The organism is Sphingobacterium sp. BS-2 (assembly GCF_046161205.1).
Lineage (GTDB): Bacteria > Bacteroidota > Bacteroidia > Sphingobacteriales > Sphingobacteriaceae > Sphingobacterium > Sphingobacterium mizutaii.
This window is the reverse complement of record NZ_JBIXGO010000012.1, coordinates 70130-84501: the sequence shown is the minus strand read 5'-3', so window position 1 is coordinate 84501 and position 14372 is coordinate 70130. Positions and strand designations below refer to the sequence as shown.

The 14372-nt window shown below is 41.4% G+C and carries 12 protein-coding genes; 3 read left to right on the top strand and 9 right to left on the bottom strand.

Annotation, left to right across the window (positions count from 1 at the left end; all coding sequences use genetic code 11):
- Positions 1–2: 2 nt before the first annotated feature.
- On the bottom strand, positions 3–1649 hold the full coding sequence (locus ACK2WI_RS05260; RefSeq protein WP_093100459.1) for an amidohydrolase: 1647 nt from the start codon (positions 1647–1649) through the stop codon (positions 3–5).
- Between the two features lie 126 nt (positions 1650–1775).
- Entirely contained in the window at positions 1776–2186 is a 411-nt protein-coding gene (locus ACK2WI_RS05255; RefSeq protein WP_093100458.1) for a BrxA/BrxB family bacilliredoxin, read from the bottom strand.
- Positions 2187–2348: 162 nt separating this feature from the next.
- Between ACK2WI_RS05255 and ahcY the strand changes: the two genes are divergently transcribed.
- Entirely contained in the window at positions 2349–3665 is a 1317-nt protein-coding gene (ahcY, locus tag ACK2WI_RS05250) for an adenosylhomocysteinase (RefSeq protein ID WP_093100456.1), read from the top strand.
- Positions 3666–3761: 96 nt separating this feature from the next.
- Here ahcY and ACK2WI_RS05245 read toward each other — a convergent pair whose 3' ends face one another.
- From ACK2WI_RS05245 to upp, 4 genes are all read right to left on the bottom strand, one after another.
- Positions 3762–4301: an AAA family ATPase gene (locus ACK2WI_RS05245; protein WP_409149984.1), complete on the bottom strand. Its 540-nt coding sequence runs from the start codon at positions 4299–4301 to the stop codon at positions 3762–3764.
- Between the two features lie 12 nt (positions 4302–4313).
- A complete protein-coding gene (gene pnuC, locus ACK2WI_RS05240; RefSeq protein WP_312698026.1) occupies positions 4314–4952 on the bottom strand; it encodes a nicotinamide riboside transporter PnuC in 639 nt (212 codons plus the stop codon).
- A 364-nt stretch (positions 4953–5316) separates the two neighbouring features.
- The gene (locus tag ACK2WI_RS05235) at positions 5317–5790 is read right to left on the bottom strand and encodes a ribonuclease H-like YkuK family protein (RefSeq protein ID WP_093100451.1); all 474 of its coding nucleotides are present in this window, start codon (positions 5788–5790) and stop codon (positions 5317–5319) included.
- A 102-nt stretch (positions 5791–5892) separates the two neighbouring features.
- The gene (gene upp, locus ACK2WI_RS05230; RefSeq protein WP_093100449.1) at positions 5893–6537 is read right to left on the bottom strand and encodes a uracil phosphoribosyltransferase; all 645 of its coding nucleotides are present in this window, start codon (positions 6535–6537) and stop codon (positions 5893–5895) included.
- 117 nt (positions 6538–6654) lie between these two features.
- Between upp and uvrB the strand changes: the two genes are divergently transcribed.
- Complete coding sequence (gene uvrB / locus ACK2WI_RS05225) at positions 6655–8688, top strand: excinuclease ABC subunit UvrB (protein ID WP_093100447.1); 2034 nt, start codon at positions 6655–6657, stop codon at positions 8686–8688.
- Positions 8689–8742: 54 nt separating this feature from the next.
- Positions 8743–9174, top strand: a complete 432-nt coding sequence (locus ACK2WI_RS05220; protein ID WP_409149983.1) for a hypothetical protein — start codon at positions 8743–8745, stop codon at positions 9172–9174.
- Positions 9175–9209: 35 nt separating this feature from the next.
- On the opposite strand, the gene ACK2WI_RS05215 is transcribed toward ACK2WI_RS05220, so the two are convergent.
- The 3 genes from ACK2WI_RS05215 to ACK2WI_RS05205 form a co-directional block, all read right to left on the bottom strand.
- Positions 9210–11234: an alpha-galactosidase gene (locus ACK2WI_RS05215; RefSeq protein WP_409149982.1), complete on the bottom strand. Its 2025-nt coding sequence runs from the start codon at positions 11232–11234 to the stop codon at positions 9210–9212.
- 146 nt (positions 11235–11380) lie between these two features.
- Positions 11381–12544 carry an alpha-hydroxy-acid oxidizing protein gene (locus ACK2WI_RS05210; protein WP_409149981.1) on the bottom strand — a complete coding sequence of 388 codons (1164 nt, stop codon included), beginning with the start codon at positions 12542–12544 and terminating at the stop codon, positions 11381–11383.
- 118 nt (positions 12545–12662) lie between these two features.
- Positions 12663–13187: a DUF4833 domain-containing protein gene (locus ACK2WI_RS05205; RefSeq protein WP_093100439.1), complete on the bottom strand. Its 525-nt coding sequence runs from the start codon at positions 13185–13187 to the stop codon at positions 12663–12665.
- Positions 13188–14372: the final 1185 nt, after the last annotated feature.

Here is a 14372-nt window from a genome sequence, read left to right as displayed (position 1 = left end):
GTTTATTTAGATCTTAGGTATTCTGTCTGCCCGGCGATAACCGTTCTCAGGGTTTTGATATCTCGGAGTTTATCGTTCGCTGCCGTCATAATATCATCTTCTAAGATGACAAAGTCTGCGTCTTTACCTTTTTCAATACTTCCACGTTTCTTTTCCTGAAAACATGAGTAAGCAGCCCAAATGGTCATGCCACGCAAAGCTTGTTCCCTTGTGATGGCATTCTCCATCTGGAAACCACCTTCAGGATATCCAACTTTGTCCACCCTTGCTACAGCAGCGTGAAAACCATATAGTGGATTGTAATGTTCCACGGGGAAATCACTTCCTAATGCCAATAATCCATATTCCTCTAGAAGTTTCTTGTAGGCATAGGCACCTTTGATACGCTCAGGTCCGATTCGATCTTCTGCCCAATACATATCCGAGGTAGCATGGGTCGGTTGCACCGAAGGGATGATCTGAAAATCCTTGAATTTATCGAAATCACCAGGTGCTATGATCTGCGCATGTTCAATCCTCCAACGTCGTTTCTTGCCGTCTTTCAGGTATTTTCCATAGGTGTCCAAGATTATCCTGTTGGCAGAATCCCCAATAGCATGGGTATTTACCTGGAAATTGCTGTTGGCCAATCTTTTGATGATCTTATCGAATTCTTCAGGGCTTTGCAATAGGAATCCATTGGTTGGTGCGTCATGGTAAGGGTGTAATAAACATGCACCGCGAGAGCCCAGTGCTCCATCTGCCATTAACTTAAAGGATCGAACCGTTAAGCGGTCGGACTCAAAGGTTCCTGACCTCAAATAGTCCTTTACACTTTGGTCTGTGGCCAATACCATGGCGTAATCCCGGATAGCCAATGAATCTTCATTATAGAATATCTTGAGCGATTCGATCTGTTCTTTGCTAAGTCCCGCATCTACAATACTGGTCAGGCCTACTGAAAGCAAAGAATCCTGCGCTCTTCTTAAGATCTTCAGTAGAGCAGAATTCTGTTGTTTTGGAATATGGTTCTGAACCAATTGCATGGCATTGTCGATCAGGATACCATCTGGCAAGCCTTCCTTGTTCACCGAAATTACACCGCCTTCAACAAAGTAGGCACTGTCCAAGGAAGCTTTTTCAAGTGCTTTGGAATTTGCCAATGCAGCATGGTAGTCCACCCGGGTTAAATAAATCGGGATATTGGGGAAATATTTGTCCAATGAATCTTTGGTCGGGAAATCCTTCACCTCCCAAAGGTTTTGGTCCCATCCATTACCAATAATCCATTTTTTGTCCGGATTGGCACTGGAATAGGCTTTTAACCTTTCTAAAACCTCATCAAATGATTTTGATCCTACCAAGTTTACTTCATCCATTCCTTCGGCCAGCATAAAGAAGTGTGCATGGGCATCATAGAAACCCGGATAGATAAACTTTCCTTCTGCATCTACTTTTTCCTTTGCATCATACTTGTTCAGTAGGTCTTGAGAGTCCCCCAACTCTACAATGACCCCATTATTTACAGCAAAGGCCTCCACCGTAGAAAAAAGAGAGTCTACCGTGTACACTTTGGCATTATAAACAATCAGGTCAATTTGTTTATTGGTGGTACAGCTTATGAACAAGCTTATCAGAAATAGAAATATAAGTTTGGTTTTAAGATTCATCGTCTTGTTTAGATGATTTAAGACAAAGGTACTAAGAAAAAGCTGAAATTGCCTGGAATAAGAAAAAGCTTCTTTTAAGGTTAAAAGAAGCTTTTTCGATATTCAAAAATCAAAATACAATGAATGTTAGCAGTACTCGTCGAAAGCTGCAACTAAGTTGTCAGCGATCATTTGAGCAGGTCTGCCTTCAATCATATGTCTTTCTATCATATGTACCAACTTACCATCTTTGAACAATGCCATCGCTGGAGAAGATGGAGGGTAAGGTAACATATATTGACGTGCTTTGTCTACTGCATCTTTTTCCATTCCGGCAAATACAGTAACCAATTTGTCAGGGTGTTTCTCGTTCTTAACAGCAGCTTTTGCAGCAGGACGTGCATTGGCAGCAGCACAACCACAAACCGAGTTTACAACTACGAATACAGTTCCTTCAGAAGGAATTGCAGAGTCAACCTCAGCTGCTGACTTTAATTCTTGAAATCCAGCATCAACTAATTCTTGACGCATTGGAGCTACTAAATATTCTGGATACATATTCTTATTCTTAATGATTTATGCAAATATAGTCTTAAATGATGCCATAGTCAAGGCGCTATCCTCAAGAAAATGTCAATTTTACAGTGAATAATGCGACAATGTTTTGAATTGATTTGACTATCAAGTAATTTTGTGATTCTAAAATCAAAAAGGAAAACTATGTCATCATTAGAAACTACCTACGTACCTTACAAAGTAAAAGACATCTCTTTAGCTGAGTGGGGACGTAAAGAAATAGAATTAGCAGAAGCGGAAATGCCAGGTTTAATGTCCCTACGTAAGGAATTTGGTGCAACCAAACCTTTAAAAGGAGCAAGAATCGCAGGCTGTTTGCACATGACTATTCAAACTGCTGTATTGATTGAAACGCTAGTTGAACTAGGTGCTGATGTATCTTGGTCTTCTTGTAATATCTTCTCTACTCAAGATCATGCTGCTGCTGCTATCGCTGCTGCAGGTATTCCGGTGTATGCTTGGAAAGGAATGAATGAAGAGGAGTTTAACTGGTGTATAGAACAAACCTTGTTTTTTGGAGAAGATCGTCAACCATTGAACATGATCTTGGATGATGGTGGTGACTTGACCAATATGGTATTCGACCAATTCCCTGAATTGATCGATGGTATCAGAGGTCTTTCTGAAGAAACCACTACCGGTGTTCACCGTCTATACGAACGCATGAAAAATGGTACCCTTCATTTACCAGCGATCAATGTGAATGACTCCGTAACCAAATCGAAATTTGATAACAAATACGGATGTCGTGAATCATTGGTTGATGCCATTCGCCGTGCTACCGATTTAATGTTGGCTGGTAAAGTTGCAGTTGTTGCGGGGTATGGCGATGTGGGTAAAGGTTCTGCTGAATCTCTACGCTCTGCAGGTGTGCGTGTATTGGTAACTGAAATTGACCCTATCTGTGCGCTACAAGCAGCAATGGAAGGTTATGAGGTTAAGAAAATGGCTGATGCGATCAAAGAAGCTAATATCGTAGTAACTACTACCGGTAACAAAGACATTATCCGCCCTGAACACTTCAAGGCAATGAAAGATAAAACCGTAGTTTGTAATATCGGTCACTTCGACAATGAAATCGATGTGGCTTGGTTAAACCAAAACTTCGGAAATACAAAAGTGGAAATCAAACCTCAGGTTGATAAATATACCATCGATGGTAAAGATATCATCCTATTAGCTGAAGGCCGTTTGGTAAACTTAGGTTGTGCTACGGGTCACCCATCTTTCGTGATGTCAAACTCGTTCACCAACCAAACATTGGCACAATTGGAACTTTGGACCAATACTGACCAATACAAAAAAGAAGTGTACACCTTGCCTAAACACTTGGATGAAAAAGTTGCTCGTTTGCACCTTGCCCATATCGGTGTAGAATTGGATGAATTGACTCCTGAACAAGCTGAATATATCGGTGTAACTGTAGAAGGTCCTTATAAACCAGAAGCATACCGTTATTAATTAGAGATCAAGTATTTAGTAGTTAGTATTTAGACTTTGCTGATTGCTAAAACCATAAAATAAGAAAGCCGAGGAAGATTCCTCGGCTTTCTCATTTTATAAGTTAAGATGCTTTTTTACGGCATTCAAGCCGTTTTGCAGTCTTGCCGCATCGAGTCCGGAAATGATTTCATAGTGGGCTTGGATGGCATGCAGCTCATCTTTCCATACTTGCATAAAGTGGGCTCTTTCAGTAGGGAAGTCCCGCAATGGATCATCCTCCCAAGGCAGGTCAATGTCCATCAAGAGATAGAGGTCATATTTCCTTGATTTGATTTCCTCAGTTACTTCCTTTGGGGTATGGCCAAATAAATGATCGGACCATATCTTCACTGTCAATATTGTTGTATCACAGACCAAGAGTCCATTGCTTGCTGATGCGGTCAATGCTTCTTCCAGAGCAACCTGCCCATAATACATATTGACCTCGTCCTGTAAGGTATATTGATTGTTTAAGTTTTTGCAATAATATCGAGCATACTCCGGAACACATACCGTTCCTAATGCTTTGGCAAGATAATTTGCCATGGTCGATTTACCTGTAGATTCCGGCCCTACCACTGCAACCTTAAAGGGATGTGCTCTTTCAATTTCCATAGAAGGGCAATATTACTGAAAATTTTGATAGGTTTTCTTCCAATCTCGGTACCCGTTCCACGCGATAATGGCAAATGCCAAATAGAGGACGGCCGTCAAGATCAAGTCCTTGTGGAAATACAAAGGGATATAACAGATGTCTACAAATACCCAGAGTAGCCAATTTTGCAAGACTTTCCTCGTCATCAGAAACTGTGCTACAAAACTGGTTGCCGTACAGAATCCATCTGCATAGGGTACATCTGTATCGGTAAAACGGTCTAATACCAAGCCCAAAATAGCTGAAAGGACAGCAATGGATCCAATGGTCATCAGCATCTGTTTGCTGTTGAATGAACTGATGGGTCGCTGATCAGAATGTGCTCTTTTGTTCCAATAGTACCAACCATAAATCGCTGTCCCTAGAAAATAGATCTGCAGGACAGAATCTCCATATAGCTTATTGTGATAGAAGATGTATAAGTAGGTCAGGACGGAGATTATACTGATCGGCCAATTCCAGATATTTTGCTTGGCGGCAAGATAAACACAAAGGAAACCGGTAATCGTCGCCAACCATTCCAGAGGGGAGGTCAGCAGAAACTGCTCATATAATTGCTGTAGGAAGTCCTGCATGCTTTTGTTCTCGAAATTTTTAATAAATGTGCCCATTCTATTCCATTATTAAAAATAATGGTCAGAAAAAATTACATTGCAAGGGTCAATCGTCATTTGGGAATAGGGGTTTTATTCGAGGCATGTTCGAGAATCATTCGAGAATCATTCGGACAGCATTCTGTCCAGTTCGGCATTTCTCGAATGTGTCTCGAATGAGGTCCAAATGGAACAGCATAGATTACTGAAATATTGAATAGATGGAGGCGAAAGAGATCAGCTTGACTTTAAGAAAAATTAGGGGAGAAGATTTTTACTGACCTAGGGATTAGATCAAAAATGAGGGGGTAAGTTTGGCATCCTTCAATTACAGGAAGTAATTAAAGTGGCGACTCAATTACGAAGAAACCTTTAAGCAGGCTTATTGAACCAATTTATTGGCGCAATTTGTACTGGCAAAGGATTCTGGTTTAGCCTTAAAAATAAAACCCATTCCTAGGATGTAGCCCATGGCTTCCTTCAGTGCGGTATTGGATTGGAAATTTGGATTTGTATTGATGTCGGCGTGGACTTCTAGATCGATTTGATACTGATCTAAGAGGGGGCAAAGTTCGTAAGCGGTTTCAATTGAATGCTGAACTTCTAAGAGCATTCTTTCTTTGATGGTCATGTTGTGGCTTTTCTTGTCCTTTCTGATGAACATAAAACCACCTCGGTGTTCTCTGAGGAAGACAACGACTGTTGCAAATTCGACGGTACCTCTTTTGACTTGGGAGTCGGTACCTATATAGACCTTGAGTTTATTGCCAGCAGCTTTCTCCTTTACAATGGTCTCCTCAACTGCGGACCATAAAGGAAGTTTTATTGTCTCTCCGTTGTATTTTTGCCATTCCATAGTATGAAAATTTGTTTATTAAATTTACGGATATGTGGTTCATTATCTAATTGTTATATGTTAATAAATTGCTAAGTATTTGTTTCTTTTTTAGCGGTTAAACTATTCTTTGTTGCCAAAAGCCAGGTCTCCGGCATCGCCCAGTCCTGGGACGATATAAGACTTGCTCGTCAGCTCATTGTCCACGGCGCCCACCCAAATCTGTACCTCTGGCAAAAACGCCTGAACATGCTGTAGGCCTTCTTCCGACGCAATGACCGTGGCAATATGTAATTCCTTGATATCATAATCATTCATCAGGTCCTTGCAGCATAAGACCAGGCTGCGTCCGGTAGCCAGCATAGGGTCGGCCATAATAACGATCTTACCATCCAGGTTCGGTGTGTTCTGATATTTTTTGTGGATCTCAAACTCTCCACTTTTCTTCGTGTGCCTATAAGCAGCAATAAATGCAGAGTCCGCAGAATCAAAGTAGTTCAACAGACCTTGATGAAAGGGTAGACCTGCACGGATAATGGTTGCAATTACCGGTTGTATGCTCATTAAATGGGTATTGGCAACACCCAGTGGAGTTTCTACTTCAGAATATTTGTATTCAAAGGTTTTGGAGATTTCATAGGCCATGACCTCGCCCAAGCGTTCCAGATTCCTTCTGAATCGCATTCTGTCTGTTTGAACCCTCACATCCCTTAGTTCTGCTAAGAAATGGTTTGCAATGCTGTTTTGTTTCGTTAGAATAGTGACCATGACAAAAAGTCTTGTTAGCTACCAAAATAACAATAATTTTTCGGATTCGTTTGTTTGCAGGGCAGATAACTATAAAGGGAATAAAATTTGATAACTTAGGTGTACGAAAGGCATTCTATGAAATTTCAGTTAACATCAGAGTATAAACCAACAGGTGATCAGCCTGGAGCAATCAAAGAATTGGTTAGTGGCGTGGATCAGGGCGAAACCTATCAGACCCTTTTGGGGGTTACAGGTTCGGGAAAGACATTTACCGTAGCGAATGTCATCCAGCAAACCCAGAAGCCCACCTTGATATTAAGCCATAATAAAACACTAGCGGCGCAGCTGTACGGAGAATTCAAGCAATTTTTCCCCAACAATGCGGTGAACTATTTTGTGTCTTACTATGATTATTATCAGCCGGAAGCTTTTATTGCCCATACCAATACCTATATCGAGAAGGATTTGGCGATCAATGAGGAGATTGAAAAGTTGCGATTAGCAACGACCTCGGCCCTGATGTCTGGTAGACGAGATGTTATTGTGGTTTCCTCAGTTTCCTGTATTTACGGTATGGGAAATCCAGAGGATTTTTCCAGATCTATTTTCCGTTTTGGTGTTGGGACCACCATCTCTAGGAATGCATTCTTGCATAAGTTGGTGGAGATCCTCTATGCACGTACAACGGCTGAATTTAAACGTGGAACATTTCGCGTAAAAGGCGATACCATAGATGTTTATCCAGCATATTTAGATGTAGCTTATCGAGTTTCGTTCTTCGGGGATGAAATCGATGAATTGAGTGAGATCGACCCAGTTTCGGGCAGGACCTTGGAGAAACATGAAAGCTTAGCTTTATTTCCGGCGAATCTTTTCGTGACCCCAAAGGATAAATTTACCCAGTCCATTTGGTCCATCCAGGATGAGCTAGTTGCTAGAAAGACCCAATTGGAGGATGAAGGAAAAATGCTGGAGGCCAAAAGATTGGAGGAAAGGGTGAATTACGACTTAGAGATGATGCGGGAGTTAGGTTACTGTTCAGGGATCGAGAACTATTCTCGTTTCTTTGATGGCCGGGATCCAGGAATGCGTCCGTTCTGTTTGTTGGATTATTTCCCAGAGGATTATTTATTGGTGATCGATGAGAGCCATGTGACCATTCCACAACTGCGTGCGATGTATGGAGGTGACCGATCCAGAAAGATTTCCTTGGTAGAACATGGTTTCCGTTTGCCAGCAGCATTGGATAACCGTCCACTGAATTTCCCAGAATTTGAATCCTTAACCAACCAAACCATCTATGTTTCGGCGACTCCAGGCGATTATGAACTGCAACAGACCGAAGGGGTGGTGGTAGAGCAGGTTATCCGTCCGACTGGATTGTTAGATCCAGTTGTGGAAGTCAGACCAGCAGTCAATCAGGTGGACGATTTCTTGGAGCAAGTTGATAAAACAATTAAAGAGGGGGGAAGGATATTGGCGACGACCTTGACCAAACGGATGGCAGAGGAGTTGACCAAATACATGACCCGATTGAACATCAAGGTTCGGTATATCCACTCTGAGGTGAAGACTTTGGAAAGGGTGGAGATCTTAAGGGGATTACGTCTGGGCGAGTTTGATGTGTTGGTGGGAGTCAACCTATTGAGGGAAGGACTCGACTTGCCAGAGGTGACCTTAGTGGCCATCTTGGATGCAGATAAGGAAGGCTTCCTGCGCTCGGAAAGATCCTTGATCCAGACCATCGGTCGTGCGGCACGTAATGATAAGGGTCGGGTGATCATGTATGCGGATAAGATGACGGATAGTATGCGCGTGACCATTGATGAAACCAACCGGAGAAGGGATAAGCAGATTGCTTATAACTTGGAGCATGGCATTACGCCGAGGACCGTAGGGAAGACCAAAGAGGAGATCTTGGAACAAACCTCCGTGGCAGACTTTAAAGGTGAACCTAAGGCTTATATTGAGCCGGAAGCAGGTGCTTCTGTGGCGGCTGATCCATTGATCGAGTATATGAGTGAGAAGGAAATGAAGAAAGCGATTGAAACGGTTAGAAAACGTATGGAGAAAGCAGCCAAGGAAATGGAGTTCTTGGAAGCAGCAAAATTGCGGGATGAGATGTTCTCTTTAGAAAAAACCTACGAAGAAAAATTTGGAGGAAAGTAAGGCTGTAATTAAACCTGTAGAGTCTGTGGAGGTCTAATGTGAAAATCCTCCATTATGAAAACGATCAAGTACATCCTTATTTTAGCGACGTTTTTTATTCTATCCTTTCAGGCTAATGCACAAGAATTTAATAAGTCAATAGATATAGAAGGTTTTACCCAAGACCAGACCTTTGATCATCTCAAGCAATTTGCGCTTGAGAACGATTATTTCATTGAAAAATTGGATCGTGAGGAGGGTTTTATACAATTAGGATATCTCTCTAGGACCAATAACCTCTTTAAAAAGGATTATAAACTGTCCATTAATGTGCTATTGAATTCCATCAATGAAAATGATTGTAGGATTACCTTACAGATCTATATGCAAGAAGCAACCACTAGAGATTTTATCACCACTTATGAAGATATAGGTATGATTAAGTCTCAAAAGGGCTATTCCGATCTGCTTTTATTGATTAAAACCTATATGGATCGGCAAAGGTAATATTGACGATGGCTATGGTTTCTTGATGAGAACAACTATTCCTTCTCTAGTTTAAAGATCTTAGCTCCAATGTTTTCAAATTCAAGTTCCATCTTAGATCCTACCTTACTTTCCTGATTATTGATCAAATCCAACATGTTGTAGTTTCCAGTAAGGCCCAAGTTTTTCAGGTCGATATCAAAATGTGCATTTCCTTCCTTAAAGTTGAATGCAATCAGATAGGCTTTGTTCCCTTCGCGTTTTAGAAATACATTGCTGGTTCTATTATCCTGCATGATTGGAAGGGGTCTAAAGCTTTTTCCATTTTTTATGATGTTCAATATTTCCTGGTTTTGTAGGATGGGTTCCATGACGCTATGCCACTCTTCATTTTGGGAAAAATCATCGCCAAGGATCAGCGGGCCTGCAACTACACCCGAAAGGAACCTCGCTACATTGACATCATGTGATTCGCCGGTAAACACCAAATGGTCAGCATCGATATAATCGTAGAGATAGGTTTGCCAGAAGCCAAAAGTCAAGGAGTTGAGGGTGTAAGCGGTTTGATCGATGGTCTTCCAAGCATCGCAGGCAATCCTACGCATGTGGGCATACTTGTATGTGGCTAGGGAAGGGGAGATAGCTGCATAGATCAACATCTGATTATCTAAGAGTTCATTTAAGTATCTCATTCCAACTGCATAGGCCTGCATCCCGGTTTTGATATTCGGGTTATGGAACTTAATCGATTCAATAGCAGCATGGGATAGGAAGTCGATCTTGATCATCTTGAATCCGCATTCCTTTAATTTTCCGACGATAAATTTCATCCTGGCCTGTGTTCCGGGATGGGTAGGGTCTAAGGCTCTTCCACCATCAAGGTCATGGTATCCAGCACTGGTCTTGGTCCACATTTCTCCAAAGGTATAATCCGATCCCTCGGCTTTTCGATCGGGTCCAGAACCATGTCCCCAATCTGTAAATGGAGCCAAATACACACCGGGTTCCAATCCGGCAGTTTTGCAGTACTCTGCAAACTCCTTTAATTTGCTGTAATCTCCGGACATCCCACCGGGTACCATATTGTCCCAGAAAGAATCTAAGTCTATATAGGCTTTTCCGTTTTCATTTCTGAATCGTGGCAATCTGTCCTTGAAATAATCAACCGTTGCGGTGGCATTTTCCCAGGATAGCTTGGTCTGGATTACGCCCCAGCTGTTCCAGCCTACAGGAGTACCATCCGTCCATGCTTTGAGGTTACTTGGGAAAAGTTTCCTTTGGAATTTTGCAAATTCATCCAATCCATCTTGCCAATTTTTTGAATAGGATATGAGGATTTTTGAGGAGTGGATTTGATTTCCGGAGATATAGCCATGTTCCATGGAATCACGGGTGATGCTTGCTTTTACAAAACCATTTTTTACTTCCAAGTCAGTTTGCTGATTTTCTTGCTTGGCGAGGATTCCAGTCTTCCAAGTAGATTGATCCAAAGAGGCGGTCAAGAAACCAGTTTGATCATTTTGATCATATAATATTCCCAATTCAGAACTTTCATAGGGTTCAGAATCAAGATCCTGTTGTTTATATTCGATAAAGGTGTCATTGTCAAAAGGAACAAAGACTGAGCTTAGTTTTTTACCTGGAAGTAGGTTTTGTCCTTTTAAATGGAATGGAGATAAGGAATTAGAGCTGGTATTCTTTCCCTTCAAAACAAGCTCCATGACGAAAAAAGAACTGCCCTCATAGAAGTAAAAATTTTGGATCGCTTTAGTCCCGTTTTTGTTTAGGTGTTCAATGGAATAGCAGATGCCCGATCCGGCATTGTCCTTGAATTTTTGTTTTAAGGCTCTTGGGTTGGATGAGGAAACATCTTGTACCGAGCCGTTTTTTAATTGATAGGAGGAAATGGCATTTTCAAATACCGGCTTTTTGTTCTGTAATAATGAAAAACTACCTTTTTTTAAGTCGTATCTAAATTCTTGGTTATTGTTGAGTTTAACTTCGATTTGAGCTTGAAGGAGTTGGCAAGGCAAACAAAATAGGCAAATTAGCCAGAATAGGTTCGTAAGTTTAAATAACATGTTGATTAGGTTGAACGATTTTTATGAATTGGTTGTTTCATAAAGTTGTCCAATGTACATCAAAAAAACGAAATCAAATGGGGCTGTGCACAAAAAAATAGGCTATAAAATCGTTTATAGCCTATTTTTTACAAGAACTTATCGAGTTACAATAATCTCGATGGGAACTGTTTGATATTTTCGATACTTAATTGTTGCATGACTTGATAAAGCTGGGCTTTAAACATATTGATGGTATGGTCGCCACCTTCATCACCCAAAGCACCCACTCCATACATAAATGGTCTACCCATAAAGTTGAAGTCAGAACCTACGGCATAGGCTCTTCCCAGATCTACCCCTGAGCGGATCCCACCATCCAACATGATTTTAACCTTGCTGGCATAGCTGGTGTTTTGTGTCAAGCGGATCAGGGAATGGATGGAAGATTCGCCGGCATCAATCTGTCTACCGCCATGATTGGAAACAATAACTCCATCTACACCGATGGAAATTGCAGCTTCCATGTCTTCTTGGGTCGTGATGCCCTTCAAGACTAGGGGACCTTTCCAGATATCTCGAATGGCCTGAACCTTTTGGATATTTACTTTTCCGGTGAAGGTCTTGTTCATGAACTGCCCAAGTTGGGATAGGTCAAGGCCTTTTTCCATATAGGGCTGCAAGGTGGCAAAATTAGGAATGCCATGCTTCAGGGTTTTGATACCCCATTCCGGGCAGATCATGGCTTGGAATATATTGCTGATATTCATTTTAGGTGGCATAGATAGTCCACTTTTGATTTCGCGATAGCGAAGCCCAAATGACGGGACATCCACCAATACTACCAACACTGGACATTCAACGGACTTTAACCTGTTGAGGATATCATCACGGAGGCGGTCTTCTGTAGGATGATAGAGCTGGAACCAGGCTTCGCCATTGGAAACCTCGGCAATTCTTTCAATGCTTGAGGTAGATACTGTACTCAGAATGTAGGGCACATTGTTCTTTGCCGCTGCCTTAGCCAAAATTTCAGGAGCATTTGGCCACATGAGTCCCTGCAAGCCAATTGGTGAAATGCCAAAAGGTGCTGAATATGTTTTTCCGAAAAGTTCTACGGACATATCGATATCGCCAGAAACATGGAGATATTGGGGCTTTAAGAGGATGTCATCAAAGTCATTCTCATTTCTGGCCAAATTGAGTTCTTCATTACATCCGCCTTCCAGGTAGTCAAATGCAAATTTTGGAATGCGCCATTTCGCTCTTTTCTTTAAGTCAGCTACGGAAGGATACCCTGGATTATAGGGATACTTGATTTTTACACTCATTATTATTTAAGATTTAGGTGCTGCAAGCGAAATTACGGTTAAAAAAATGAAATATCCATCCTGTGCTATGTGGTGGAAGCCAGAAAAATGCTGTTCTTATCTATTTTGGATGGATAATTTAATCTATAAGAAGTTTTTCGACAACCTCTTTGTTTTTGGAGGTTCCATAAAAAAGGATGTAATCGACCTTGGTGGTCAATCCTGAGGTTCCATCTCTCTGCCTAATGAAGATCCTGTTGACCTTAAATTTCAGTCCATTGACCGTAGTCACCACATAGGGCTTTCCTTTGGGCGGTAGATACAGGTAAAATTTCTGGCTTGGAAGCGACACGATCGTTAATTCGTAAGTGCGATCGTCGATGGCCCTGGTCTCAATGCCATAGGCAAAGTTTTTTTGGATACCAGTGAGCGGTTTTAATTCTCCAGACTTATCAAATAATTGACGATAAACGCGGACAGGATCATCTTCATCCAATTTATTTTGACCATTCTTATTGAGGTCATAGATGAATGTGTTCTTGCCGCGATTGTGTTGGATGTAGAATAGAAGGTTTTCTTTGTCAGTCGGGCTAGGATAGCCCTCTTGAGCCTGTGCATAATAAGTAGTTACGAATATCAGTAAGGTCAAAATGAATTTGTTCATCTGATTAATTTTGATGGGAAGTTACTGATATTCGCATTAAATGATAATGAAATTTTAGTTAAAGTTTAATTGGTTCCTCCCCGTCCACCAAATAACTTTGAGATCAACCATATTACGAGGACAACGGCGCCGATCACTAAGATGATACCCCACCACATCCCTGCTTTAAAAATTCCTTCAATTAACGAACAGCTGCTGAACAATGAAGTTGTCAGAGCCAGTGCCAAAAATCCAATATATCTATTCATAGTTTCTGTGTTTAATTTATTAAACAATTTCAAAAAGATAATGTTTGATTTTGGGGTATTAAGGGGGACATGATTTTCTACGTTACTTTTGATGCGCAAAAGTAACCAAACCGACGAAGGAGCTCACGGATACCAAAAACAACTCGAATCCGTAAACGCTTCGGCTCATTTAAGATGGCTTTTCGCACCGTCCATCACACAGGCAACGGCATTCTTTCCATTTTTCCGCCATTGGAAATGAGCCGGGGGCTAAAGGGTTTCCTTCGGAAGGGGGAGGTGTTCCTTAACTCACTAACAATGCAGAATTCTTGCAATAATATGAACCCTAGAAGGGTTCAATTATTTTAGCAATCCCATCGCACAGGTCAACGGCATTCTTTCCATTTTTCCGCCATTGGAAATGAGCCGGGGGCTAAAGGGCTTCCTTCGGAAGGGGGATGTTTGTAGAAATTGGGAACCCCTGTAAGGGGTGAAATCTTTATAGAAGTGTACATTGTCTAACGGATAACCCCTAGCGGGGGTGAAATATTTTTCTGCTATTCTTCTTCCTAAAGAAAACAGTTTGTTCATCTTACGATTCACGATGACAACGATCCTTAAAAAAATATAAAATAGATTCTTCGCTGCGCTCTGAATTCCTCTTTGAGACACTTCCAATTCTGAACGAATAGTGAAGAATCTGTACTATAATGCCCCTGATGACCTTGTCATTCTCAATCGAAGATGGAGGACCTGTACGCCATTCCAATCATGGTTTGTTTGGTTCCGAGACACTTCGTTCCTCAGTGTGACACCGGAAAAAGAAGGCATTTTTTTGCGACTTACTGCCCTAGAAGGGCAGAATTATTTTAGAAAATGGTATCGAACAAAACAGGGCTAATGCAAAACCGATGTTCGATTAATCGAACATCGGTTTTGTGCGACTTCCAGGCTATCG

Coding starts and splice junctions, on each gene's coding strand:
- ACK2WI_RS05215 (WP_409149982.1), bottom strand. CDS start 11,234: ATGTTATTTAAACTTACGAACCTATTCTGGCTAATTTGCCTATTTTGT.
- upp (WP_093100449.1), bottom strand. CDS start 6,537: ATGGTCACTATTCTAACGAAACAAAACAGCATTGCAAACCATTTCTTA.
- ACK2WI_RS05210 (WP_409149981.1), bottom strand. CDS start 12,544: ATGAGTGTAAAAATCAAGTATCCCTATAATCCAGGGTATCCTTCCGTA.
- ACK2WI_RS05220 (WP_409149983.1), top strand. CDS start 8,743: ATGAAAACGATCAAGTACATCCTTATTTTAGCGACGTTTTTTATTCTA.
- ahcY (WP_093100456.1), top strand. CDS start 2,349: ATGTCATCATTAGAAACTACCTACGTACCTTACAAAGTAAAAGACATC.
- pnuC (WP_312698026.1), bottom strand. CDS start 4,952: ATGGGCACATTTATTAAAAATTTCGAGAACAAAAGCATGCAGGACTTC.
- ACK2WI_RS05205 (WP_093100439.1), bottom strand. CDS start 13,187: ATGAACAAATTCATTTTGACCTTACTGATATTCGTAACTACTTATTAT.
- ACK2WI_RS05235 (WP_093100451.1), bottom strand. CDS start 5,790: ATGGAATGGCAAAAATACAACGGAGAGACAATAAAACTTCCTTTATGG.
- ACK2WI_RS05255 (WP_093100458.1), bottom strand. CDS start 2,186: ATGTATCCAGAATATTTAGTAGCTCCAATGCGTCAAGAATTAGTTGAT.
- ACK2WI_RS05260 (WP_093100459.1), bottom strand. CDS start 1,649: ATGAATCTTAAAACCAAACTTATATTTCTATTTCTGATAAGCTTGTTC.
- ACK2WI_RS05245 (WP_409149984.1), bottom strand. CDS start 4,301: ATGGAAATTGAAAGAGCACATCCCTTTAAGGTTGCAGTGGTAGGGCCG.
- uvrB (WP_093100447.1), top strand. CDS start 6,655: ATGAAATTTCAGTTAACATCAGAGTATAAACCAACAGGTGATCAGCCT.